Genomic DNA, 24,062 nt, shown 5'->3' with positions numbered 1-24,062 from the left:
CGAAGGCTGCGATCTTTTGATCTTCTGTTTGATTCAGTGGGCCTGAAAAAGATCGCAGCCTCGCTTCGCTCGACAGCTCCTACCAGATGTATCGGGCATTAGCCCAGCGACAACGTCCCGCTGGCCACCAACGTCGCATTGCCGCCGATCTTCACTCGCTCGCCTTCCAACCGACAAAACAACGCCCCGCCCCTGGCCGAGCATTGATAAGCCGTCAGCCCCAGCTTGCTCAGGCGTTTGGACCAGTATGGAATGAGGCTGCAATGGGTCGATCCGGTCACCGGGTCCTCGTTGATACCAATCGCCGGAGCAAAATAACGCGAGACAAAATCGTGCTTGCTTCCCGGTGCGGTAACGATCGCGCCCGGCCACGGCAGTTTCGCCAGGGCCGTCATGTCCGGCTTGCATTCAAGGACAGCCTGTTCCGATTCCAACACCACGAACAGTTCGTTCGAGCTCAGCACGTCCACCGCCTCGACACCCAAGGCATTCTGGACCGCCAGTGACGCGCCCAATTCAACGGGCACGATGGCCGGAAAATCCAACCACAGCCGATCACCTTCCCGGGTCACGCTCAGGGCACCGGATTTACAGATGAAATCCAGTCGCTCCGAAGCTTCTTTATATATCTCGAACAACACATAGGCGCTGGCCAGCGTGGCATGACCACACAACGGAACTTCAGTGGTTGGGGTAAACCAGCGAATGTGCCATTGCTGGTTCTCTCGCACCAGGAACGCGGTCTCAGCCAGGTTGTGTTCAGCGGCTATTTTCTGCATCAACTCATCGGCGAGCCAGGCATCGAGGCGATAGACCATCGCAGGGTTACCGCCGAAAGGCCGGTCACTGAACGCATCGACCTGATGAAACGCAAGCTGCATGGCACTTCTCCTTTTTTATTGATGCGCGAGCATGATCGGTCACGGCACCGTTTAACCAGTGACAGATCCGCAGAATTTTCGCCCTACAGCGCATAAAAAATCCGACATCCTTTCAGCCTTGAAGACTCCCTCCATTGTGAGGCGCGTGCTCCTGCCGGGTGGCGCAGTTGCTACAAACCTTCAGTCAGGCACGTCCAATATCAGCAAACTTCGCCCCGGTATGCTCCGCCAATACCTCAGGCGCCAATTCGACTTCCAGGCCACGCCTCCCCGCGCTGACGAACATTTGGGTGAGCGGCTGCGCGGAACTGTCGATAAACGTGCGCAGGCGCTTTTTCTGTCCCAAAGGGCTGATGCCCCCCAGCAAATAGCCGGTCGAGCGCTGTGCGGCGGACGGGTCGGCCATCTCGACTTTCTTCACCCCGGCAGCATGAGCCAGTGCTTTCAGGTCCAGGCTCCCCACCACTGGCACCACGGCCACCAGCAGCTCGCCTTTTTCGCTGGCCGCCAGCAAGGTCTTGAACACCTGCGCCGGGTCCAGTCCGAGCTTTTCCGCCGCCTCCAAGCCATAAGACGCGGCCTTGGGATCGTGTTCGTAGCTATGAATGCGATGTTCGGCGCGCACTTTCTTAAGCAGATCCAACGCAGGGGTCATGACCATTCCTTACAGGGAAACGAATGGCAAAATTCTATGCGATCAGCGAGCAAAAGGCTTTGAGGACATTGCTTCCAGTGTCAAGACGCCCTGCGCCAAAGAATCATTCACAGCACGAATAATCCAAATGTGACCAACGGTTCACTTTCGACCTTTGACAGCAGCGTTTCTTGTCTATATTTTTTCGAAACTGAAAGCAGAAACACGTGTCTCAAGAAACAACCCGAGGGCAGTCTGAACATCAGGTCCCCTGGCGAAGAACGCGCAACCAGGTTTATCGGCGGCGCAAGACAAGAAAAAGAATTGAGGTTTGAATGGCTACTGCTTTAGAACAACCGTCCCTCTCCAGCCAGTGCCTGGCAGAATTCCTGGGGACGGCCCTGCTGATATTCTTCGGCACGGGTTGCGTTGCGGCGCTCAAGGTCGCGGGTGCAAGCTTCGGACTATGGGAAATCAGCATTATCTGGGGCGTCGGTGTCAGCATGGCGATCTACCTCAGCGCTGGCATTTCCGGCGCGCACCTGAACCCCGCCGTCAGCATCGCCCTGAGCCTCTTCACTGACTTCGAAAAACGTAAACTGCCCTTCTATATCATTTGCCAAGTGGCCGGCGCTTTTTGCGGCGCGCTGCTGGTCTATACGCTGTACAGCAACCTTTTCTTCGATTTCGAACAGTCCCGTCATATGATTCGTGGCACAGAAGCGAGCCTCGAGCTGGCTTCGGTATTCTCCACCTACCCTCACTCCGCGCTATCCACTGGCCAGGCGTTCCTGGTGGAGGTGATCATTACCGCTATCCTGATGGGCGTGATCATGTCCCTCACCGATGACAACAATGGCTTGCCCCGAGGGCCGCTGGCACCGCTGCTGATCGGCCTGTTGATCGCGGTGATCGGCAGCTCGATGGGCCCCTTGACGGGCTTCGCAATGAATCCAGCGCGAGACTTCGGTCCTAAACTGATGACTTTCCTTACTGGCTGGGGTGAAATTTCCCTCACTGGCGGACGCGACATTCCGTACTTCCTGGTGCCGATCTTTGCGCCGATTGTCGGGGCATGCCTGGGCGCCGCCGCGTACCGCGGCTTGATCGCGCGCCACTTGCCAAGCCCCTTGGCTACGGGAAAGGATGCAGGATCTGCCATCGACGGCAAACCCAGAACGTCATGAAACAACGGGTGCGCCGCCTGCCCCTCACTGCGCGCCCCATGGCTCCACCCCTTATTTACGTCCCAAGGCAATCGACATGACCGACATTGAGAATAAGAACTACATCATTGCCCTCGACCAGGGCACGACCAGCTCACGTGCGATTATTTTCGACCGTGACGCGAACGTGGTCGGTACCGCCCAACGGGAATTCGTCCAGCATTATCCGCAGCCTGGCTGGGTCGAACATGATCCGATGGAGATCTTCGCTACCCAGAGCGCAGTCATGGTAGAGGCGTTGGCCCAGGCCGGCCTGCATCACGACCAAGTCGCCGCCATCGGCATTACCAACCAGCGCGAAACCACCGTGGTCTGGGACAAGAACACCGGGCGCCCGATCTACAACGCCATCGTCTGGCAATGCCGACGCAGCACCGAGATCTGCCAGCAACTCAAGCGTGACGGCCACGAGCAATACATCAGCGAAGCCACCGGCCTGGTCACCGATCCGTATTTCTCCGGCACCAAGCTCAAATGGATCCTCGACCACGTCGAGGGCAGCCGTGAGCGAGCGCGCAACGGCGAACTGCTGTTTGGCACCGTGGATAGCTGGCTGATCTGGAAATTCACTGGCGGCAAGGTCCATGTCACCGACTACACCAACGCCTCGCGCACCATGCTCTTCAATATCCACACGCTGGAGTGGGATGCGAAGATGCTCGACATCCTCAACATCCCTCGAGAGATGTTGCCGCAAGTCAAATCCTCCTCCGAGATCTACGGTCGTACCAAAAGTGGCATCGCCATCGGCGGCATTGCCGGCGACCAGCAGGCCGCCCTCTTCGGCCAGATGTGCGTGGAGCCGGGCCAGGCAAAAAACACCTACGGCACCGGCTGCTTCTTGTTGATGAACACCGGCAACAAGGCCGTCAAATCCAACCACGGCATGCTCACCACCATCGCCTGCGGCCCTCGCGGCGAAGTGGCCTACGCCCTGGAAGGCGCGGTGTTCAATGGTGGCTCCACCGTGCAATGGCTACGCGACGAGCTGAAAATCATCAACGATGCCCTCGACACCGAATACTTCGCCAACAAGGTCAAGGACAGCAACGGCGTCTACCTGGTGCCGGCCTTTACCGGCCTGGGCGCACCGTATTGGGACCCCTACGCCCGCGGCGCACTGTTCGGCCTGACCCGTGGCGTGCGAGTCGATCACATCATTCGCGCCACGCTGGAATCCATCGCCTACCAGACCCGCGACTTGCTTGACGCCATGCAGCAAGACGCCGGCGAACGCCTCAAATCCCTGCGCGTGGATGGCGGCGCGGTGGCCAACAATTTCCTGATGCAATTCCAGGCCGATATCCTCGGCACTCACGTCGAACGCCCGAAGATGCGCGAAACCACGGCCCTTGGCGCTGCGTACCTGGCCGGCCTGGCGTGCGGTTTCTGGGGCAGCCTGGAAGAGTTGCGCGGCAAGGCAGTCATCGAGCGCGAATTCGAACCGCAACTGGATGAACAAGCGAAGGAAAAACTCTACGCCGGTTGGAAAAAAGCCGTCAGCCGCACCCGCGACTGGGAACCTCACGAAGACGCTGAATAAGGCCCGATAAAATTCTGAAACTGGTCGGGAGGGCGTTCCTGCGGCATCATGGGCAAATTTTGTATGGCAGCCCAAAGGAAGCCCCATGAATCTGCCTCCCCGCCAGCAACAAATCCTCGAGCTTGTCCGCGAACGCGGCTATGTCAGCATCGAGGAAATGGCGCAATTATTCGTCGTTACCCCACAGACCATTCGCCGCGACATCAATCAACTGGCGGAAGTGAACCTGCTGCGCCGCTACCACGGCGGCGCCGCCTATGATTCAAGCGTGGAAAACACCGCCTACGCCATGCGCGCCGATCAGATGCGCGATGAGAAACAACGCATCGCCGAGGCGATCGCTGCACAGATTCCCGACCACGCCTCGTTGTTCATCAACATCGGCACCACCACCGAATCCATCGCTCGGGCGCTGCTCAATCACAATCATCTCAAGGTCATCACCAACAACCTGCACGTAGCGTCGATCCTCAGCGCCAAGGACGACTTCGAAGTCCTGATCGCCGGCGGCAATGTACGACGCGACGGCGGCGTGGTGGGCCAGGCCTCCGTCGATTTCATCAACCAGTTCAAGGTCGACTTCGCCCTGGTGGGCATCAGCGGAATCGATGAAGACGGCAGCCTGCTGGACTTCGACTACCAGGAAGTGCGGGTATCCCAAGCCATCATCGCCAATGCCCGACAGGTATTGCTGGCGGCGGACTCGAGCAAATTCGGACGCAACGCCATGGTTCGCCTGGGCCCGATCAGCCTGATCGATTGCCTGGTGACCGACCAGCAACCGGTGCCAGCCCTGGCGCAGTTGTTGAGCCAGCACAAGATTCGGCTGGAAGTGGTCTAGCTCCGCCCCCTGTATCCAGTTCCTGTGGCGAGGGGATTTATCCCCTCGCCACAAAAGCACTTCCACCCACATCCCCACCCTTCGTGTTCGAAAATTTTCCTTTCAGCCCCCTTCGATCAGTATTTTCAATCGAATTCGACTGGCTGCGGCCGTGCTTATGGGCTAGTATTTTCGTAAATGAACATAAATGTTCGAATTCAAATATTTCGAAAAGAGCCCGAGGCCAGCCGATGCCCACTTCCACCTTGCCTACGCCCCCTATCGCCGAGATCTACGACATCGCCGTCATTGGCGGCGGGATCAATGGCGTGGGGATTGCCGCGGACGCTGCCGGTCGCGGTCTTTCGGTGTTCCTTTGCGAAAAGGACGACTTGGCCAGCCATACCTCATCGGCCAGCAGCAAGCTGATTCATGGCGGCCTGCGCTATCTCGAACATTATGAATTCCGTCTGGTGCGTGAAGCCCTGGCCGAACGCGAAGTGCTGCTGGCCAAGGCCCCGCACATCGTCAAGCAGATGCGCTTCGTCCTGCCCCATCGCCCGCACCTGCGTCCGGCCTGGATGATTCGCGCCGGCTTGTTTCTCTACGATCACCTGGGCAAGCGTGAACAACTCGCCGGCTCCAAGAGCTTGAAGTTCGGCGCCGACAGCGCCTTGAAAAGCGAGATCACCAAAGGCTTCGAATATTCCGACTGCTGGGTCGACGACGCACGGCTGGTAGTGCTCAATGGCATGGCCGCCCGGGAGAAAGGTGCGCATGTCCATACCCGGACCCGCTGCATCAACGCTCGCCGCAGCAAGGGCTTGTGGCATTTGCACCTGGAACGTGCCGACGGCAGCCTGTTTTCGATCCACGCCAAGGCATTGGTCAACGCCGCCGGCCCGTGGGTGGCCAAGTTCATTCGGGATGACCTGAAGATGGAGTCGCCCTACGGCATCCGCCTGATCCAGGGCAGCCACCTGATCGTGCCGACACTCTACGAAGGCGAGCACGCGCACATTCTCCAGAACGAGGACCAGCGCATCGTCTTCACCATTCCCTACTTGAACCAATTTACCTTGATCGGCACGACTGACCGCGAGTACACGGGCGATCCGGCGAAAGTAACGATTACCGAAGGCGAAACCGACTACTTGTTGAAAGTGGTCAATGCGCACTTCAAGAAACAGCTCAGCCGCGAGGATATCTTGCACAGTTATTCCGGCGTCCGCCCGCTGTGCAACGACGAGTCCGACAACCCTTCCGCCGTGACCCGGGACTACACCCTCGCACTGTCCGGGGGCGGCGAAGAGGCGCCGTTGCTGTCGGTGTTCGGCGGCAAACTGACCACCTACCGCAAACTGGCCGAATCGGCCATGGCGCAACTGGCCCCTTACTTCACACAGATGCGCCCAAGCTGGACCGCCGTCGAGGCCCTCCCCGGCGGTGAAAACATGACCACGCCACAGGCGCTGTGCTCGGCCATCCGCGACAAGTTCGACTGGCTGCCAACCGACATCGCCCGCCGCTGGGCCACGACCTATGGCAGCCGAACCTGGCGCATGCTCGAGGGCGTGCACAGCCTGGCCGATATGGGTGAACACATCGGCGCCGGCCTCTACACCCGGGAAGTCGATTACCTGTGCAGCGATGAATGGGCAGTCGATGCCCAGGACATCCTGTGGCGCCGCAGCAAGCTGGGCTTGTTCACCACTGCGGCCGAGCAGGGGAAGCTTCAGCAGTACCTGGACAAGGTCGAGCACAACCGCCGCAAGATCGAAGCGGCCTGAACGTAACCCGCTAAACCAAAAGCCCTTGAAATCCGGCGATTCAGGGGCTTTTTATTGTCTGTAATCCGTCATGGACTTGTGGGAGCGGGCTTGCTCGCGAAGACGGCGGCACCTTCTACATCATCGTTATAGATGGACCGCTTTCGCGAGCAAGGCCGCTCCCACAAGGATCGAGAAGCCCGTGAGGAATTCGGTTTTCCGAACACGACCCGGCAGTCAGTTCGGCAAACCGGATAAACAACGCTTAAAAAAGCTGAAACAAAACATTAATTTCCTTTAAAAACAGCCAGATAGCACCAAGCCACTGGCTTGGCACGACTCATGCTCTACACTCCTCGAGACGAACGCCTGTTACGCCAACACAACAGGAGCTGCCAGGCATTCGACGCACTCAGGGCCGGTGAACCGGCCAAATACAAAAAAAACAATGTCGAGGAAACATCGATGCGCATCGTTCCCCATCTCCTGGGCGCAGCCATTGCTGCCGCTCTGATCAGCACTCCGGTCTTCGCAGCCGAACTGACCGGCACGTTGAAAAAGATCAAAGAGTCCGGCGTCATCACGCTCGGTCACCGCGACGCCTCCATTCCGTTTTCCTACATCGCGGACGCTTCCGGCAAGCCGGTCGGCTACTCCCATGACATCCAGCTGAAAGTCGTCGAAGCCCTGAAGAAAGAGCTCGACGTACCGAACCTGCAGGTCAAGTACAACCTGGTCACCTCGCAAACCCGTATCCCGCTGGTGCAGAACGGCACCGTGGACCTGGAGTGCGGCTCCACCACCAACAACGTCGAGCGCCAGCAGCAAGTCGCCTTCTCCGTTGGCATCTTCGAGATCGGCACCAAGCTGCTGTCCAAGAAAGATTCCAAGTACAAGGATTTCGACGACCTCAAGGGCAAGAACGTCGTGACCACCGCCGGCACCACGTCCGAGCGCTTGCTCAAGGCGATGAACGCCGACAAGCAAATGGGCATGAACGTCATTTCGGCCAAAGACCACGGCGAGTCCTTCCAGATGCTGGAATCGGGCCGGGCCGTCGCGTTCATGATGGACGACGCCCTGCTCGCTGGCGAAGCCGCCAAGGCCAAGAAGGCCGATGACTGGGCCGTTACCGGTACTCCACAGTCCTACGAAATCTACGGCTGCATGGTGCGCAAGGGCGACGAGCCGTTCAAAAAGGCTGTCGATGACGCCATCAAGGCCACCTACGCCTCGGGCGAGATCAACAAGATCTACGAAAAATGGTTCATGCAACCTATCCCGCCAAAAGGCCTGAACCTCAACTTCCCGATGAGCGAAGAACTCAAGAAGCTGATCGCCAACCCGACCGACAAAGCGGCTGACGAAAAGAAATCCTGATTTCTGACTAACCTTATCTCCTGAAGGGGCCCGGCCCTTTCAGGGGATGGTCATTCCCTGCTGGCAAATCTGGAAACACTCGAACCGGTGGCTGTCGAGCCGATCGCGTGTGCCTGGCCCTCCAAGCCGGGCGGGAACGGAGTTTCCCCAGGCGGGCATTTGTATATCGAACGATCTGAGGGGAGACCCTAATGAATTACAACTGGGACTGGGGCGTGTTCTTCAAGTCCACCGGCGTGGGCAGCGAGACTTATCTCGACTGGTACGTGGCCGGCCTGGGCTGGACCATCGCCATCGCCGTCGTCGCCTGGATCATCGCCCTGCTGCTGGGTTCGATCCTGGGTGTGATGCGCACCGTGCCGAACCGGCTGGTGTCGGGTATCGCCACTTGCTACGTGGAGCTTTTCCGTAACGTGCCGCTGCTGGTTCAGCTGTTCATCTGGTACTTCCTGGTACCGGACCTGCTGCCCGCCGATATGCAGGAGTGGTACAAACAGGACCTGAACCCGACCACCTCGGCCTACCTGAGCGTTGTCGTCTGCCTGGGCCTGTTCACCGCCGCACGGGTCTGCGAACAGGTACGCACCGGTATCCAGGCGCTGCCACGCGGCCAGGAATCCGCTGCCCGTGCCATGGGCTTCAAGCTGCCGCAGATCTATTGGAACGTGCTGCTGCCCCAGGCCTACCGGATCATCATTCCGCCGCTTACCTCCGAGTTCCTCAACGTCTTCAAGAACTCCTCCGTGGCCTCGCTGATCGGCCTGATGGAGCTGCTCGCGCAGACCAAGCAGACCGCCGAGTTCTCGGCCAACCTGTTCGAAGCCTTTACCCTGGCGACGCTGATCTACTTCACCCTGAACATGAGCCTGATGCTGCTCATGCGCATGGTCGAGAAGAAAGTCGCGGTGCCCGGCCTGATCTCCGTGGGGGGTAAATAATGGAATTCGACTTCACAGGCATCATCCCGGCCATTCCCGGCTTGTGGAACGGCATGGTGATGACCCTCAAGCTGATGGCCCTGGGCGTCGTCGGCGGGATCATCCTGGGGACGATCCTGGCGCTGATGCGCCTGTCCCACAACAAGCTGATCTCCAACATCGCTGGCGCCTACGTCAACTACTTCCGCTCGATCCCGTTGCTGCTGGTCATCACCTGGTTCTACCTGGCGGTGCCGTTCGTGCTGCGCTGGATCACCGGCGAGGACACTCCCATCGGCGCGTTCGGCTCCTGCGTCGTGGCGTTCATGATGTTCGAGGCGGCGTACTTCTGTGAAATTGTCCGGGCCGGCGTGCAGTCGATCCCCAAGGGCCAGATGGGCGCGGCACAGGCATTGGGCATGAATTATGGCCAGGTCATGCGCCTGATCATCCTGCCCCAGGCGTTTCGCAAGATGACCCCGCTGTTGCTGCAACAAAGCATCATCCTGTTTCAGGACACCTCGCTGGTCTACACGGTCGGCCTGGTGGACTTCCTCAATGCTTCGCGGGCCAATGGCGACATCATCGGCCGCTCCAATGAGTTCCTGATCATCGCAGGTCTCGTGTACTTCACAATCAGCTTTGCCGCCTCGCTGCTGGTCAAGCGTCTGCAAAAAAGGTTCGCCGTATGATCTCTATCAAGAACATCAACAAGTGGTATGGGGACTTCCAGGTACTGACCAATTGCAGCACCGAGGTCAGCAAAGGCGAGGTTGTGGTGGTGTGCGGGCCGTCGGGTTCGGGCAAGTCCACGCTGATCAAGTGCGTAAACGCCCTGGAACCGTTCCAGAAAGGCGACATCGTGGTCGATGGCACGTCGATCGCCGACCCGAAGACCAACCTGCCGAAACTGCGTTCACGCGTGGGCATGGTGTTCCAGCATTTCGAACTGTTCCCGCACCTGACCATCACCGAGAACCTGACCATCGCGCAGATCAAGGTGCTGGGCCGCAGCAAGGAAGAAGCCACCAAGAAAGGCCTGCAATTGCTTGAACGCGTCGGCTTGTCCGCCCACGCCCACAAGCACCCGGGCCAGCTCTCCGGCGGCCAGCAGCAGCGCGTGGCGATTGCCCGGGCGCTGGCGATGGACCCGGTGGTGATGCTGTTCGACGAACCGACCTCGGCCCTCGACCCGGAAATGGTCAACGAAGTGCTCGATGTGATGGTGCAATTGGCCCACGAGGGCATGACCATGATGTGCGTGACCCACGAAATGGGCTTCGCCCGCAAAGTGGCGAACCGGGTGATTTTCATGGATCAGGGCCAGATCATCGAAGACTGCCCTAAAGAAGAGTTCTTCGGCGACATCAGTGCCCGCTCCGAACGTGCGCAGCATTTCCTCGAGAAGATCCTGCAGCACTAAAAACACCGCCTCCTACTGTGGGAGCGGGCTTGCTCGCGAAGAGGGCAGCACATTCAACATCAATGTGGCTGATACACCGCCTTCGCGAGCAAGCCCGCTCCCACTGAGGGATCGGAGTTGGCTTGTCGATTTGTGTTGTGGTTGACCCAAGGCTTCTGTGATGAAATGCGACCCCACCCTTTATCGCGCCGCGCCGCCATCACTCGCCGTGAAACCCCGTCTGATCCGCCATCTGTTCCTGCCGCCGTTGATCATCGCCCTGATGGTCGGCCTGGGCTACCTCGGCTTCTGGATCAGCGAGCGCTACGGCATTCGCGGCCTGGCCGAGAATGGCGAACGCCAGTTGGAGCTGCATGCCCGCGCAGTCGAGAGCGAGATCAGTAAGTACACCTACCTGCCCAGCCTGCTGGAGCTTGAATCGAGTGTCTCGCAACTGCTCGACGACCCGACGCCTGAGCATCGCAAGACCGTCAACGAATACCTCGAAGGCCTCAACCGGCGCAGCCGCAGCCGGGCCATCTACGTGATGGACACCACCGGCCGGGTCATGGCCACCAGCAACTGGCGCGATGTCGACAGTTACCTGGGTGAAGACCTGTCCTTCCGTGCCTATTTCCAGAACGCCGTGCGTGGCCAGCCAGGGCGTTTCTATGGCATCGGCAGCACCAATGGCGAACCGGGTTACTACCTGGCCCATGGCCTGGAGGAACAAGGCAAGATCATCGGCGTGGCTGTGGTCAAGGTTCGCCTCGAAGCCATGGAAGAACGCTGGCAGCGAGCACGCCTGGAAGCCTTCGTCAGCGACGAAAACGGCATCATCATCCTGTCCAGCGACCCGGCGCGACGGCTCAAGTCGGTGCGTCCTCTGAGCGACGAAACCAAGGAACGCCTGGCTCGCAGCCTACAATATTACTGGTTCCCGCTGAACGAGCTGATTCCCCTGGCACGAGAACACCTCACCGAAGGGATGGAGAAACTGACCTTCCCCGCCAACACCGAGATCAAGGCCGACCAGCAGGCCACCAGCTATCTCTCGCAAACCCGGCCGTTGAGCGACACACCGTGGAACTTCACCCTGCTGACCCCACTTGACGACCTGCGCCGCCAAGCGATCAACCAAGGCATCCTGGTGGCCGTTGCCTTTGCCCTGGTGGCCTTTTTGTTGATCGCCTGGAACGAGCGGCGCAAAGTCATCGCCACCCGCCTCGCCGCCCGCGAGGCGCTGCAAGAGGCGAACAACCAGCTCGAACGTCGGATTACCGAACGCACCACCGACCTGCGGGCCAGCAATGAACGGCTCAAGGGTCAGATCCGTGAACGACGGCAGGCCGAAGAGACGTTGCGCCGGGCCCAGGACGAGTTGGTACAGGCCGGGAAACTGGCGGCCATCGGCCAGATGTCCACCAGCATCGCCCATGAACTCAACCAGCCGTTGGCCGCCCTGCGCACCTTGTCAGGCAACACCGTGCGCTTCCTGGAGCGCGGCCAGCTGGACGTTGCCAGCGCCAACCTCAAGACCATCAATGAATTGATCGACCGCATGGGCCGCATCACCGCCAGCCTGCGCGCCTTTGCCCGGCGCGGCGATGACAAGGGCCGCGCGAGCCTGGGCAAGGCTGTCGAAGCCGCGCTGCAACTGCTGGGCGGACGCCTGGAAAACCGGGCGATCCAGATACATTCCGGTTTCGATGACGTCCAGGTGCAAATCGACCAGACGCGCCTGGAACAGATCCTGGTGAACCTGATCGGCAACGCCCTGGACGCCATGCAAGCCCAGCCCGAGCCGACGCTATGGCTCGAAGGCAAGACCAGCGACGGCAAATATCGCCTGCGGGTACGGGACAATGGCCATGGCATCGACCCGGAGGCCCGCAAGCATCTTTTCGAACCGTTTTTCACCACCAAACCCGGCGAACAAGGCCTGGGGCTGGGCCTGACGCTTTCGGCGAGCCTGTGCGCCGCCGCGGGCGGACACCTGGGCGTCGAGCATCCGGATGGCGGTGGAACCACGTTCATCCTCAGTTTGCCGTTGGTAAGCCTTTCTCCTGCCGAGCCGCTATGAACAATGACCTGAGCGTACTGATCGTCGAGGACGATCCCCATGTCCTGCTGGGCTGCCAGCAGGCCTTGAGCCTGGAAGACATTCCGTGCATCGGCGTGGGCAGTGCCGAAGAGGCGCTGGAACAAGTCGGCGATGATTTCGCCGGTATCGTCATCAGCGACATCCGCTTGCCGGGCATCGATGGCCTGGAATTGCTCACCCGCCTCAAGGCGCGGGACAGTCGCCTGCCGGTGGTGTTGATCACCGGTCACGGCGACATTTCCATGGCCGTCGACGCCATGCAGAAAGGCGCCTATGACTTCATGGAGAAACCGTTCTCTCCCGAACGCCTGGTGGATGTCGCCCGTCGAGCCCTTGAACAGCGCGGCCTGGCCCGGGAAGTCTCATCGTTGCGCCGGCAGTTGGCCGAACGCGATTCCCTCGAAGGCCGGATCATCGGTCGCTCGCCGGCCATGCAACACCTGCGGGCGTTGATTGCCAATGTTGCCGACACCTCGGCCAATGTGCTGATCGAAGGCGAAACCGGTACCGGCAAGGAACTGGTCGCCCGCTGCCTGCATGACTTCAGCCGGCGCCACGACAAACAGTTCGTCGCGCTGAACTGCGGCGGGCTGCCGGAAAACCTGTTCGAAAGCGAGATCTTCGGCCACGAGGCCAACGCCTTCACCGGCGCCGGCAAGCGTCGGATCGGCAAGATCGAACACGCCGACGGCGGCACGCTGTTTCTCGATGAAGTGGAAAGCATGCCCCTGCCCCTGCAGATCAAGCTACTGCGTGTTTTGCAGGAACGCACCCTCGAGCGCCTGGGTTCGAACCAGAGCGTGGCCGTGGATTGCCGGGTGATCGCTGCCACCAAGTCCGACCTCGACGAAATGGGCCGGGCCGGACAGTTCCGCAGCGACCTGTATTACCGTCTCAACGTCGTGACGCTGGAGCTGCCGCCCCTGCGCGAGCGACGCGAGGACATCCTGCAGTTGTTCGAACATTTCCTGCGCCAATCATCCCTGCGCTTCGACCGTACCGTGCCGGAGCTGGACAACCAGACCCTGTCGAACCTGATGAGCCACGATTGGCCGGGCAACGTGCGCGAACTGCGCAACGTCGCCGAACGCTACGCCCTCGGCCTGCCGGCCTTCAAGAAATCAGGTGCCAGCAGTGGCACCCAGGGCCTGGCTTTCGCCGAAGCGGTGGAGGCCTTCGAACGCAACCTGCTGATGGACGCATTGCAACGCAGCGGTGGCAACCTGACCCAGGCCAGCCAGGAATTGGGCATGGCCAAGACCACGCTGTTCGACAAAGTCAAAAAATATGGCCTGAGCCATTAATCAACCGGACGGTAACCAGTGGATCTGATTTTCAAAGCGGCGCTGGGTGCAGCCGTGGTGGTCATCCTGGCAATGCTGGCCAAGACCAGGAATTACTACATTGCCGGGCTGGTGCCCCTGTTCCCGACCTTTGCGCTGATCGCCCATTACATCGTCGGCAAGGGCCGTTCGGTCGATGACCTGAAGACCACGATCGTGTTCGGCATGTGGTCGATCATTCCGTACTTCGTCTATCTCGCGACGCTATACGTGATGGTCGACCGGATGCGCCTCGAAGCCTCATTGGCAGTCGCCGCCGTGGCCTGGCTAATGGCGGCGACGGTGCTGGTCAGCGTCTGGGTGCGGCTTCACGGCTGATCCTTGTGATTAATAACCGACGGTAAACCGTGTCCGCGAAAACTGCGGTGTCTCGACCTCGTCGATCATCGCAATGGCATAGTCGGCAAAGCTGATCCAACTGCGCCCGGTATTATCGAACAGCAGGTGGTCCTTGCCGACGCGGAACTCGCCGGTGCGTTCGGTTTCGACGAACTCCGCCGAGGGTGAAAGAAACGTCCAGTCCAGGTCCTGTTCGTTGCGCAGCACATCCAGGAACAAGGCACCGGCCGTGGCTTCGGCCAGGTATTCCTCAGGGAAGCCATCGCTGTCGATCACACGGCTGTTATCCGGCAGCAGCAACGAACCGGCACCGCCGACCACCAGCAGGCGCTTGACCCCGGCGGCCTTCACAGGAGCGATGATTTTGTCGGCCGGCACGGTGGCAAAGTGCGCGGCGCTGATGACCACGTCATGGTCGGCGACAGCGGCGATCAATGCCTCACTGTCCAGTACGTCCAATTGCTTGCTGACCACGCCGGCCCGTTCGCCGATCTTTGCGGTGTTGCGAGCGATGGCCGTCACGCTGTGACCACGGCGCAGGGCCTCTTCCAACAGTTGGCTGCCAGCGCGGCCGGTGGCGCCGATGATTGCGATTTTGCTCATGTGATTCTCCAATGTTTATTCGTAGGTTCTACTTCAACGTGTCTTGGAACCATGAACACATTCGTGGCGAGGGAGCTTGCTCCCGCTCGGCTGCGAAGCAGTCGCAAAAAGGTCCATGCCGTATGCGAGATGCAACTTGGTTTCTGCATAGGGGCTGCTGTGCAGCCCAGCGGGAGCAAGCTCCCTCGCCACAAAAAAGCGTTCTGATCAAAGATTGGCTGTCACCACTTCATCTCACCCTTTGCCACCTTGGCACTCAGTTCCAAGGAACTGTCTTCCCCCAGGTCCGGATAGCGTAGTTTCATGGCGGCGATCAACGCGGCGGAATCCTTGGCCTTGGCGGTTTCTTCGTCGAAGGCCTTGATGTAACCGGCGGTAAAGCGCACCGGAGCCAGGGAGCGGGCACTTTCGCCCAGGTAATGGCCGGGAATCACAGTGGCCGGTTGCAGCTTTTCAATGCCGTCCAGCGTCGCCAACCAATCCTTGTGGGACTTGGGCGTCTGGGTATCAGCCATCCAGACATGAATGTTCTCCGCCACCACCACGCCGCCGAGCACGGTCTTGATCGATGGAATCCACACGAAACTGCGGTCTGGCTGCGGACCATCGAGGCCGACGATCTGCAAGCGCTTGCCTTCCAGCGTCAGGCTGTCGCCCTTGAGCACTTGGGGCACGAACGTCTTGGACGGCGCATCGCTCTTCAGGATCGGCCCCCAATATTTCAACTTGCCGTCGGCAGTGGCCTTGATGTGCTCGACGGTCGGCGCGGATGCGAAGACTTTGGCTTCAGGGAAAGCGGCCACCAGGGTTTCCAGGCCGAAATAGTAGTCGGGGTCGCCGTGGCTGATATAGATCGTGGTCAACCGCTTGCCACTGGCGCGGATTTTTTCGACGAGCTGTTCGGCTTGGGATTTGCCGAACTGCGCGTCGACAAGGATCGCCTCCTTTTCACCGCTGACCAATACCGATGTCACTGGGAAGATTGCCGCCGCGCCGGGGTTATAGACATCCAGCGTCAAGTCGGCGGCCCAGGCCTGGGCCGTGAAGACCAGCGCCGCGGTCGCCAGCAACAAGTGTTTGATGGGGGTGAAACCGGTCATGAGGTGCTCCGTTGTGCAAAGGCCCGCAAGGGAATGAACGGAGCTTAGTTGCCAAACTCATTACAAAAAATGCGATGCTGGAACATAGTTTGTTTCTGAAATCGGGCAAATCATGGATCGTCTACAAGCAATGCGGGTGTTCGTCACCGTGGTGGACCTGGGTAGCCAATCCGCGGCGGCCGAGCATCTGGACCTGTCGCGGCCGGTGGTGTCGCGTTACCTGGCGGAGCTGGAGGATTGGGTCGGCGCCCGATTGATGCACCGCACCACCCGCAAGCTGAGCCTGACGGCCGCTGGGACGGAGATCCTGCCGCGCTGCCGACAGATGCTGGAGCTGTCCGGCGACATGCAAGCGGCCGTCAGCACGCCGGAAGACGCGCCACGGGGCATGCTGCGCATCAGCGCCAGCCCCTCGTTCGGTCAGTCGCAATTGGCGAGCGCGATTGCCGAATACGTCCAGCGCTACCCAGGCGTGAGCGTTGACCTGCAAATGCTCGACCGCACCGTCAACCTGGTGGACGAACGCATCGACCTGGCGATCCGCATGAGCAACGACCTCGACCCGAACCTGATTGCCCGGCGCCTCACGGTTTGCCGCTCAGTCATCTGCGCCGCCCCGCGCTATCTGCGGGAACACTCGACACCGCAGCGAGTGGAAGACCTGAGCCGGCACAACTGCCTGACCCATTCGTACGTCGGCAAGAGCCTGTGGCATTTCGAGCAGGACGGCGAACAGGTCTCGGTGCCGGTGCAAGGCAACATCAGCGCCAACGAAGCCAGCACCTTGCTCCAGGCCACGATAGCCGGCGCGGGCGTGGCGATGCTGCCGAGCTACCAGGCCGGTCCGCATATCCAGAGCGGCGAACTGGTACGCCTGCTCGCCCACGCCGAACCGCGCCAGATGAACATGTACGCGGTGTACGCCTCACGCAAGCACATGCCCTCGGCGCTGCGCAGCCTGCTGGATTTCCTGGTGCTCAAGTTTCCCGAGACGCCTGAGTGGGATGTAGGGTTGTAGCTACCTCTGCGGGAACCTTTGTGGGAGCGAGCTTGCTCGCGATAGCGGTGTATCAGTCAATAAAAGGGTGGCTGACACTCAGCCATCGCGAGCAAGCTCGCTCCCACAGGGGATCTCTGTACAGCCTCAAGGCTGCGCCGGGATTTCACCAACAGCCCGCCCCAAGGCATACTTGCCCCCTCCGCACTCCAGAACCCAGAACCGCCCCATGCGTATCCACGTCAGCTTCATCGACCGCGTCGGCATCACCCAGGAAGTCCTGGCCTTGCTCGGTGGGCGCAATCTCAATCTGGATGCGGTGGAGATGGTGCCGCCCAACGTCTACATCGACGCCCCGACCCTCAGCCCACAGGTGCTCGACGAGTTGCGCGAGGCACTGTTCAGTGTGCGCGGCGTGGAGTCGGTCACCGTGGTGGACATCCTGCCGGGCCAGCGGCGGCACTTGCAGCTCGATGCCTTGCTTGCGGCGATGACCGACCCGGTGCTGGCCCTCGACAGCGCCGGCAAGGTGCTGTTGGCCAACCCGGCACTGATCGCCCTGTACGGACGCGAACCGGCCGGGCAAAGCGTGGCCGAGCTGTTCGGCGACGCCGCGCTGCTGGACGCCTTGCTGGAAAACGGCTTTCGCTTGCCGCTGCGGGAAATCACCCTCAACGGCCAGACCTTGTTGTTGGACGCCACCCCCATCACCGATGCCGGCGCGCTGCTGACGCTCTACCAGCCGAACCGCATCGGTGAACGCCTGTCGGCGCTGCATCACGATCACGCCGAAGGCTTTGACGCATTGCTGGGCGAATCCCCGGCGATCCGCACCCTCAAGGCGCGGGCACAACGGGTCGCGGCGCTGGACGCGCCGCTGCTGATCCAGGGCGAAACCGGCACCGGCAAGGAACTGGTGGCCCGGGCTTGCCACGCCATCAGCGCCCGCCACGGCGCACCGTTCCTGGCCCTGAACTGCGCCGCGCTGCCGGAAAACCTGGCCGAAAGCGAACTGTTCGGCTACGCCCCCGGCGCCTTCACCGGAGCCCAACGCGGCGGCAAGCCGGGGCTGATGGAACTGGCGAACCAGGGCACGGTGTTCCTCGATGAAATCGGCGAGATGTCGCCGTATCTGCAAGCCAAGCTGCTGCGCTTCTTGAACGATGGCAGCTTCCGCCGGGTCGGTGGCGACCGAGAGATCAAGGTCAACGTGCGGATTCTCAGCGCCACCCACCGCAACCTGGAGAAGATGGTCAGCGAAGGCTCGTTCCGCGAAGACTTGTTCTATCGCCTGAACGTGCTCAACGTCGAAGTCCCACCGCTGCGTGAACGTGGCCAGGACATCCTGCTGCTGGCGCGTTATTTCATGCAGCAGGCCTGCGCGCAGATCCAGCGCCCGGTCTGCCGCCTCGCCCCCGGCACTTACCCGGCGTTGCTGGGCAACCGCTGGCCGGGCAACGTACGGCAATTGCAGAACGTGATCTTCCGCGCCGCCGCCATCTGTGAAAGCAGCCTGGTGGACATCGGCGACCTGGACATCGCCGGCACCTCCGTGGCGCGCCAGGGCGATGTGGAGGTCGAGAGCCTGGAGCAGGCCGTCGAGAACTTCGAGAAGCACCTGCTCGAAAGTCTCTACGCCAACTACCCTTCCACCCGCCAGCTCGCCAGCCGGTTGCAAACTTCCCACACCGCGATTGCCCATCGGTTGCGCAAGTACGGGATCTCCAACAAGCCCTAGTTTTACTCGGTCCATGTGGGAGCGGGCTTGCTCGCGAAAGCGGTGTGCCAGTCGACATCCAATTAGCTGACACACCGTCTTCGCGAGCAAGCCCGCTCCCACAGGGATTCTTGTGTTGCATTCGAAAGTAGCGTCAAAAACGACCTCAACCTGTACTGAAAGCGCTACAGCGGAACGATATCGCTACACACGGCGCTAACCTGCACTGTGCAAGGCTTTGATCCCACAACGATTTTTTCCAGCCTCCAAGCTGTAGCGATTTCGCTACAGCTTGAGATACCGAGCGCCTTGGAAAAACCGCCATTCCATTGATATACAAAGACTTTTAAACATTGGCCACGTTCTTGCTAAGGGTATAGCCATTCGGCCGGGCCAAGCCCCGCGCCTTCTTCGCGTCCACCAGACGAAATCTGGCCCCAGGAGTTTCCATGAGCGAGTTGCGTTTTACTGAAGATCACGAATGGCTGCGCGCCGAAGCCGACGGCACCGTCACGGTAGGCATTACCGCATTTGCGCAGAACGCATTGGGCGACGTGGTTTTTGTGCAACTGCCTGAGTTGCAGGCCTATGCCAAAGGCGCCGAAGCCTCCACCGTGGAATCGGTCAAGGCCGCCAGCGGCGTGTACATGCCCCTGGACGGTGAAGTGCTCGAAGTGAACGGCCAACTCGACGGCAGCCCTGAACTGGTCAATGAAGATCCGATGGGCGAAGGCTGGTTCTTCCGTTTTAAACCGACCGACGCCGATGCAGTGGCTAAGCTGTTGGATCAAGACGCCTACGACCGCCTGATCAAAGCCAACGCCGAAGCCTGAGGAGCGCACCATGACCGTTAATCTCGGCACCGCCAACGAATTCATCGCTCGCCATATCGGCCCGCGTGCCAGCGACGAGCAAGCCATGCTCGAGCGCCTGGGCTACGACTCCCTGGAGGCCCTGAGCGCCAGCGTCATCCCGGAAAGCATCAAGGGCACCAGCGTGCTGGACATGGGCGACGGCCAGAGCGAAGCCGACGCACTGGCTTCGATCAAGGCCATCGCCGCCAAGAACCAACTGTTCAAGACCTACATCGGCCAGGGCTACTACAACTGCCACACGCCGGCACCGATCCTGCGCAACCTGCTGGAAAACCCGGCCTGGTACACCGCCTACACCCCGTACCAGCCAGAAATTTCCCAGGGCCGTCTCGAAGCGCTGCTGAACTTCCAGACCCTGATCAGCGACCTCACCGGCCTGCCGATCGCCAACGCCTCCCTGCTCGACGAAGCCACCGCCGCCGCCGAAGCCATGACCTTCTGCAAGCGCTTGAGCAAGAACAAGGGCAGCAACGCCTTCTTCGCCTCCGTGCATAGCCACCCGCAGACCCTCGACGTGCTGCGCACCCGTGCCGAGCCCCTGGGCATCGACGTAGTCGTGGGCGATGAGCGTGAACTGAGCGACGTCAGCGCCTTCTTCGGCGCGCTGTTGCAATACCCGGCCAGCAATGGCGACCTGTTCGATTATCGCGAACTGACCGAACGCTTCCACGCCGCCAACGCCTTGGTGGCCGTCGCCGCTGACCTGCTGGCCCTGACCCTGCTGACACCTCCGGGAGAATTCGGTGCCGACGTCGCCATCGGCAGCGCCCAGCGCTTCGGCGTGCCGCTGGGTTTCGGCGGCCCGCATGCGGCGTACTTCTCCACCAAGGATGCGTTCAAGCGCGACATGCCGGGCCGCCTGGTCGGCGTCTCCGTGGACCGCTTCGGCAAGCCGGCCCTGCGCCTGGCGATGCAGACCCGCGAGCAACACATCCGCCGCGAGAAAGCCACCAGCAACATCTGCACCGCCCAAGTACTGCTCGCCAACATCGCTAGCATGTACGCCGTGTACCACGGCCCCAAAGGCCTGGTGCAAATCGCCAACCGCATCCATCACCTGACCGCGATCCTCGCCAAGGGCCTGGGCGCGCTGGGCCTGAGCGTCGAGCAGGAGAGCTTCTTCGACACCCTGACCCTGCACACCGGCGCGCAAACCGCCGCCCTGCACGACAAGGCCCGTGCCCAGCGCATCAACCTGCGCGTGGTGGACGCTGAGCGTGTTGGCCTGTCCCTGGACGAGACCACCAGCCAAGCGGATATCGAAACCCTCTGGGGCCTGTTGGCCGACGGCAAGGCCGCGCCAGACTTCGCCGCCCTGGCCGCCAGCGTGCAAAGCCGCATCCCGGCCGAGCTGGTACGCCAATCGGCGATCCTCGGGCACCCGGTGTTCAACCGTTACCACTCCGAAACCGAGCTGATGCGCTACCTGCGCAAGCTCGCCGACAAGGACCTGGCCCTGGATCGCACCATGATCCCGCTGGGTTCCTGCACCATGAAACTCAACGCCGCCAGCGAAATGATCCCGGTGACCTGGGCCGAATTCGGCGCCCTGCACCCGTTCGCCCCGGCCGAGCAAAGCGCCGGCTACCAGCAATTGACCGACGAGCTGGAAGCCATGCTCTGCGCCGCCACCGGCTATGACGCGGTGTCGCTGCAACCCAACGCAGGTTCCCAGGGTGAGTACGCCGGCCTGCTGGCGATCCGCGCCTATCACCAGAGCCGTGGCGAAGACCGTCGCGACATCTGCCTGATCCCGTCCTCGGCCCACGGCACCAACCCGGCCACTGCCAACATGGCCGGCATGCGCGTGGTCGTGACCGCCTGCGATGCCCGTGGCAACGTCGACATCGAAGACCTGCGCGCCAAGGCCATCGAGCACCGCGAGCACCTCGCCGCGCTGATGATCACCTACCCGTCCACCCATGGCGTGTTCGAGGAAGGCATCCGCGAAATCTGCGGGATCATCCATGACAACGGCGGCCAGGTGTACATCGACGGCGCCAACATGAACGCCATGGTCGGTCTTTGCGCGCCAGGCAAGTTCGGCGGCGACGTCTCGCACCTGAACCTGCACAAGACCTTCTGCATTCCCCACGGCGGTGGCGGCCCGGGCGTCGGCCCGATTGGCGTCAAGTCACACCTGGCGCCATTCCTGCCAGGCCACGCCAACATGGAACGCAAGGAAGGCGCAGTGTGCGCGGCGCCGTTCGGCAGCGCGAGCATCCTGCCGATCACCTGGATGTACATCCGCATGATGGGCGGCGCGGGTCTCAAGCGCGCCTCGCAACTGGCGATCCTCAACGCCAACTACATCGCCCGTCGCCTGGAAGAGCACTATCCGGTGCTCTACTCCGGCAGCAACGGCCTGGTGGCCCACGAATGCATCCTCGACCTACGTCCGCTCAAGGACAGCAGTGGCATCAGCGTCGATGACGTCGCCAAGCGCCTGATCGACTTCGGCTTCCACGCCCCGACCATGTCGTTCCCAGTGGCCGGCACGTTGATGATCGAGCCGACCGAAAGCGAATCCAAGGAAGAACTGGACCGCTTCTGCGACGCCATGATCTGCATCCGCGAAGAAATCCGCGCGGTGGAAAACGGCAGCCTCGACAAGGACGACAACCCGCTGAAGAACGCCCCGCATACCGCGGCGGAACTGGTCGGCGAGTGGACTCATCCTTACAGCCGCGAACAGGCGGTGTACCCGGTAGCGTCATTGATCGAAGGCAAGTACTGGCCGCCAGTAGGCCGGGTCGACAACGTGTTCGGCGACCGCAACCTGGTTTGCGCCTGCCCGTCGATCGAAAGCTACGCTTGACCATGAAGGGGGGCGGTCCATCCGCCCTCCGAATATCCCTTGTGGGAGCGAGCTTGCTCGCGATAGCGGACTGTCAGTTGTCATTTGAGTGACTGCCACACCGCTATCGCGAGCAAGCTCGCTCCCACAAGGGGCCTGAGTCACATCTTCAAAGTCGATCCCATAAAAAGAAACCGGAGAAACACCATGTCGTTAAGCGTGTTCGACCTGTTCAAGATCGGCATCGGCCCCTCCAGCTCACACACGGTCGGCCCGATGCGTGCCGCGGCCCGTTTTGTCGAAGGGTTGCGTCGTGATGAGCTGCTCAATACCACTGCCAGCGTCAAAGTCGAGCTGTACGGTTCCCTCGGTGCCACGGGCAAAGGCCACGGCAGCGACAAGGCCGTGCTGCTGGGCCTCGAAGGAGAGCATCCCGACACCGTGGACACCGAAACAGTGACCGCCCGGCTCCAGGAGATCCGCAGCAGCGGTCGCCTGAACCTGCTTGGCGAACACACCATCGAATTCAACGAAAAATTGCATCTGGCGATGATCCGCAAGCCGTTGGCCTACCACCCCAACGGCATGATCTTCCGCGCCTTCGATGCGGCGGGCCTGCAAGTGCGCAGCCGCGAGTACTACTCGGTGGGCGGCGGCTTTGTCGTCGATGAAGACGCGGCCGGCGCCGACCGTATCGTCGAAGATGCCACGCCCCTGACCTTCCCGTTCAAGAGCGCAAAAGACTTGCTGGCCCATTGCAGCACTTATGGCCTGTCCATCAGCCAGGTGATGCTGACCAACGAAAGCGCCTGGCGCCCCGAAGCCGAAACGCGCGCCGGCCTGCTGAAGATCTGGCAGGTAATGCAGGATTGCGTAGCGGCGGGCTGTCGCAACGAAGGGATCCTGCCGGGCGGGCTGAAGGTCAAGCGCCGGGCCGCCGCGTTGCATCGCCAGCTGTGCAAGAACCCCGAAGCGGCCTTGCGAGACCCGCTGTCAGTGCTGGACTGGGTCAACCTGTATGCCCTGGCCGTCAACGAAGAAAACGCCTACGGCGGCCGTGTCGTCACGGCGCCCACTAATGGTGCGGCGGGCATCATCCCGGCCGTGTTGCATTACTACATGCGCTTCATTCCCGGGGCCAACGAAGATGGCGTGGTGCGATTCCTGCTGACCGCCGCCGCCATCGGCATCCTGTACAAGGAAAACGCCTCCATCTCCGGCGCTGAAGTCGGTTGCCAGGGGGAAGTCGGCGTGGCCTGTTCCATGGCTGCCGGCGCATTGTGCGAAGTGTTGGGCGGTACCGTGCAGCAAGTAGAAAACGCCGCCGAAATCGGTATGGAACACAACCTCGGTCTGACCTGCGACCCCATCGGCGGCCTCGTCCAGGTGCCCTGCATCGAACGCAACGCCATGGGTTCGGTGAAGGCCATCAACGCGGTGCGCATGGCCATGCGTGGCGACGGCCATCACTTCGTCTCCCTCGACAAAGTCATCCGCACCATGCGCCAGACCGGCGCCGACATGAAAAGCAAATACAAGGAGACCGCCCGCGGCGGTCTGGCGGTCAACATCATCGAATGCTGATGCGTGCCACTTTCATTTTTCCAGGAGCTGA

Annotated in this window: 20 protein-coding genes; 16 read left to right on the top strand and 4 right to left on the bottom strand. The window is 61.0% G+C overall.

The features are described from left to right. Window positions 1-98: 98 nt before the first annotated feature. Together KSS97_RS07255 and ybaK are read right to left on the bottom strand one after the other, a co-directional pair. Window positions 99-881 (bottom strand): PhzF family phenazine biosynthesis protein, encoded by a 783-nt coding sequence (locus KSS97_RS07255; RefSeq protein WP_030140766.1) that lies wholly within the window; start codon window positions 879-881, stop codon window positions 99-101. A 184-nt stretch (window positions 882-1,065) separates the two neighbouring features. Next, on the bottom strand, window positions 1,066-1,536 hold the full coding sequence (gene ybaK, locus KSS97_RS07250) for a Cys-tRNA(Pro) deacylase (RefSeq protein ID WP_030140767.1): 471 nt from the start codon (window positions 1,534-1,536) through the stop codon (window positions 1,066-1,068). 314 nt (window positions 1,537-1,850) lie between these two features. On the opposite strand from ybaK, the gene KSS97_RS07245 reads away from it, so the two are divergent. From KSS97_RS07245 to KSS97_RS07195, 11 genes are all read left to right on the top strand, one after another. After that, window positions 1,851-2,702 carry an MIP/aquaporin family protein gene (locus KSS97_RS07245; protein WP_030140768.1) on the top strand — a complete coding sequence of 284 codons (852 nt, stop codon included), beginning with the start codon at window positions 1,851-1,853 and terminating at the stop codon, window positions 2,700-2,702. 76 nt (window positions 2,703-2,778) lie between these two features. Then, complete coding sequence (gene glpK / locus KSS97_RS07240) at window positions 2,779-4,284, top strand: glycerol kinase GlpK (protein ID WP_030140769.1); 1,506 nt, start codon at window positions 2,779-2,781, stop codon at window positions 4,282-4,284. Window positions 4,285-4,369: 85 nt separating this feature from the next. Next, window positions 4,370-5,125 carry a DeoR/GlpR family transcriptional regulator gene (locus tag KSS97_RS07235; RefSeq protein ID WP_003204973.1) on the top strand — a complete coding sequence of 252 codons (756 nt, stop codon included), beginning with the start codon at window positions 4,370-4,372 and terminating at the stop codon, window positions 5,123-5,125. A gap of 230 nt (window positions 5,126-5,355) precedes the next feature. After that, on the top strand, window positions 5,356-6,894 hold the full coding sequence (gene glpD / locus KSS97_RS07230) for a glycerol-3-phosphate dehydrogenase (protein WP_217861384.1): 1,539 nt from the start codon (window positions 5,356-5,358) through the stop codon (window positions 6,892-6,894). A 444-nt stretch (window positions 6,895-7,338) separates the two neighbouring features. Continuing rightward, window positions 7,339-8,253 (top strand): glutamate/aspartate ABC transporter substrate-binding protein, encoded by a 915-nt coding sequence (locus KSS97_RS07225; RefSeq protein ID WP_030140771.1) that lies wholly within the window; start codon window positions 7,339-7,341, stop codon window positions 8,251-8,253. 191 nt (window positions 8,254-8,444) lie between these two features. Further along, the gene (locus KSS97_RS07220) at window positions 8,445-9,191 is read left to right on the top strand and encodes an amino acid ABC transporter permease (RefSeq protein WP_018614191.1); all 747 of its coding nucleotides are present in this window, start codon (window positions 8,445-8,447) and stop codon (window positions 9,189-9,191) included. After that, on the top strand, window positions 9,191-9,862 hold the full coding sequence (locus KSS97_RS07215; RefSeq protein WP_030140772.1) for an amino acid ABC transporter permease: 672 nt from the start codon (window positions 9,191-9,193) through the stop codon (window positions 9,860-9,862). The genes KSS97_RS07220 and KSS97_RS07215 overlap by 1 nt, the downstream gene beginning before the upstream one ends. Beyond that, window positions 9,859-10,593: an amino acid ABC transporter ATP-binding protein gene (locus tag KSS97_RS07210; RefSeq protein ID WP_018614195.1), complete on the top strand. Its 735-nt coding sequence runs from the start codon at window positions 9,859-9,861 to the stop codon at window positions 10,591-10,593. Before KSS97_RS07215 ends, KSS97_RS07210 begins: the two co-directional genes overlap by 4 nt. Window positions 10,594-10,753: 160 nt before the next feature. Further along, entirely contained in the window at window positions 10,754-12,655 is a 1,902-nt protein-coding gene (aauS, locus tag KSS97_RS07205; RefSeq protein WP_217861383.1) for a two-component sensor histidine kinase AauS, read from the top strand. Continuing rightward, window positions 12,652-13,980, top strand: a complete 1,329-nt coding sequence (gene aauR, locus KSS97_RS07200; protein ID WP_198798041.1) for a two-component response regulator AauR — start codon at window positions 12,652-12,654, stop codon at window positions 13,978-13,980. Before aauS ends, aauR begins: the two co-directional genes overlap by 4 nt. 27 nt (window positions 13,981-14,007) lie before the next feature. Next, the gene (locus tag KSS97_RS07195; protein ID WP_187293334.1) at window positions 14,008-14,337 is read left to right on the top strand and encodes a GlpM family protein; all 330 of its coding nucleotides are present in this window, start codon (window positions 14,008-14,010) and stop codon (window positions 14,335-14,337) included. A gap of 9 nt (window positions 14,338-14,346) precedes the next feature. Here KSS97_RS07195 and KSS97_RS07190 read toward each other — a convergent pair whose 3' ends face one another. Then, complete coding sequence (locus tag KSS97_RS07190) at window positions 14,347-14,961, bottom strand: NAD(P)-dependent oxidoreductase (RefSeq protein WP_217861382.1); 615 nt, start codon at window positions 14,959-14,961, stop codon at window positions 14,347-14,349. A gap of 221 nt (window positions 14,962-15,182) precedes the next feature. Next, window positions 15,183-16,061, bottom strand: a complete 879-nt coding sequence (locus KSS97_RS07185) for an MBL fold metallo-hydrolase (protein ID WP_217861381.1) — start codon at window positions 16,059-16,061, stop codon at window positions 15,183-15,185. Window positions 16,062-16,173: 112 nt separating this feature from the next. On the opposite strand from KSS97_RS07185, the gene KSS97_RS07180 reads away from it, so the two are divergent. The 5 genes from KSS97_RS07180 (at window position 16,174) to KSS97_RS07160 (ending at window position 24,031) form a co-directional block, all read left to right on the top strand. Continuing rightward, window positions 16,174-17,079, top strand: a complete 906-nt coding sequence (locus tag KSS97_RS07180; protein ID WP_217861380.1) for a LysR family transcriptional regulator — start codon at window positions 16,174-16,176, stop codon at window positions 17,077-17,079. A 208-nt stretch (window positions 17,080-17,287) separates the two neighbouring features. Then, window positions 17,288-18,796, top strand: a complete 1,509-nt coding sequence (gene gcsR / locus KSS97_RS07175; protein ID WP_217861379.1) for a transcriptional regulator GcsR — start codon at window positions 17,288-17,290, stop codon at window positions 18,794-18,796. Between the two features lie 428 nt (window positions 18,797-19,224). Further along, entirely contained in the window at window positions 19,225-19,608 is a 384-nt protein-coding gene (gcvH, locus tag KSS97_RS07170) for a glycine cleavage system protein GcvH (RefSeq protein WP_030140780.1), read from the top strand. Between the two features lie 10 nt (window positions 19,609-19,618). After that, on the top strand, window positions 19,619-22,468 hold the full coding sequence (gene gcvP, locus KSS97_RS07165; protein ID WP_217861378.1) for an aminomethyl-transferring glycine dehydrogenase: 2,850 nt from the start codon (window positions 19,619-19,621) through the stop codon (window positions 22,466-22,468). A 186-nt stretch (window positions 22,469-22,654) separates the two neighbouring features. Next, complete coding sequence (locus tag KSS97_RS07160) at window positions 22,655-24,031, top strand: L-serine ammonia-lyase (protein WP_030140782.1); 1,377 nt, start codon at window positions 22,655-22,657, stop codon at window positions 24,029-24,031. Window positions 24,032-24,062: the final 31 nt, after the last annotated feature.

The organism is Pseudomonas alvandae (genome assembly GCF_019141525.1).
Classification (GTDB): domain Bacteria; phylum Pseudomonadota; class Gammaproteobacteria; order Pseudomonadales; family Pseudomonadaceae; genus Aquipseudomonas; species Aquipseudomonas alvandae.
Note: the sequence above shows the minus strand (reverse complement) of the source record. Positions and strands in the feature narration are given on the sequence as shown.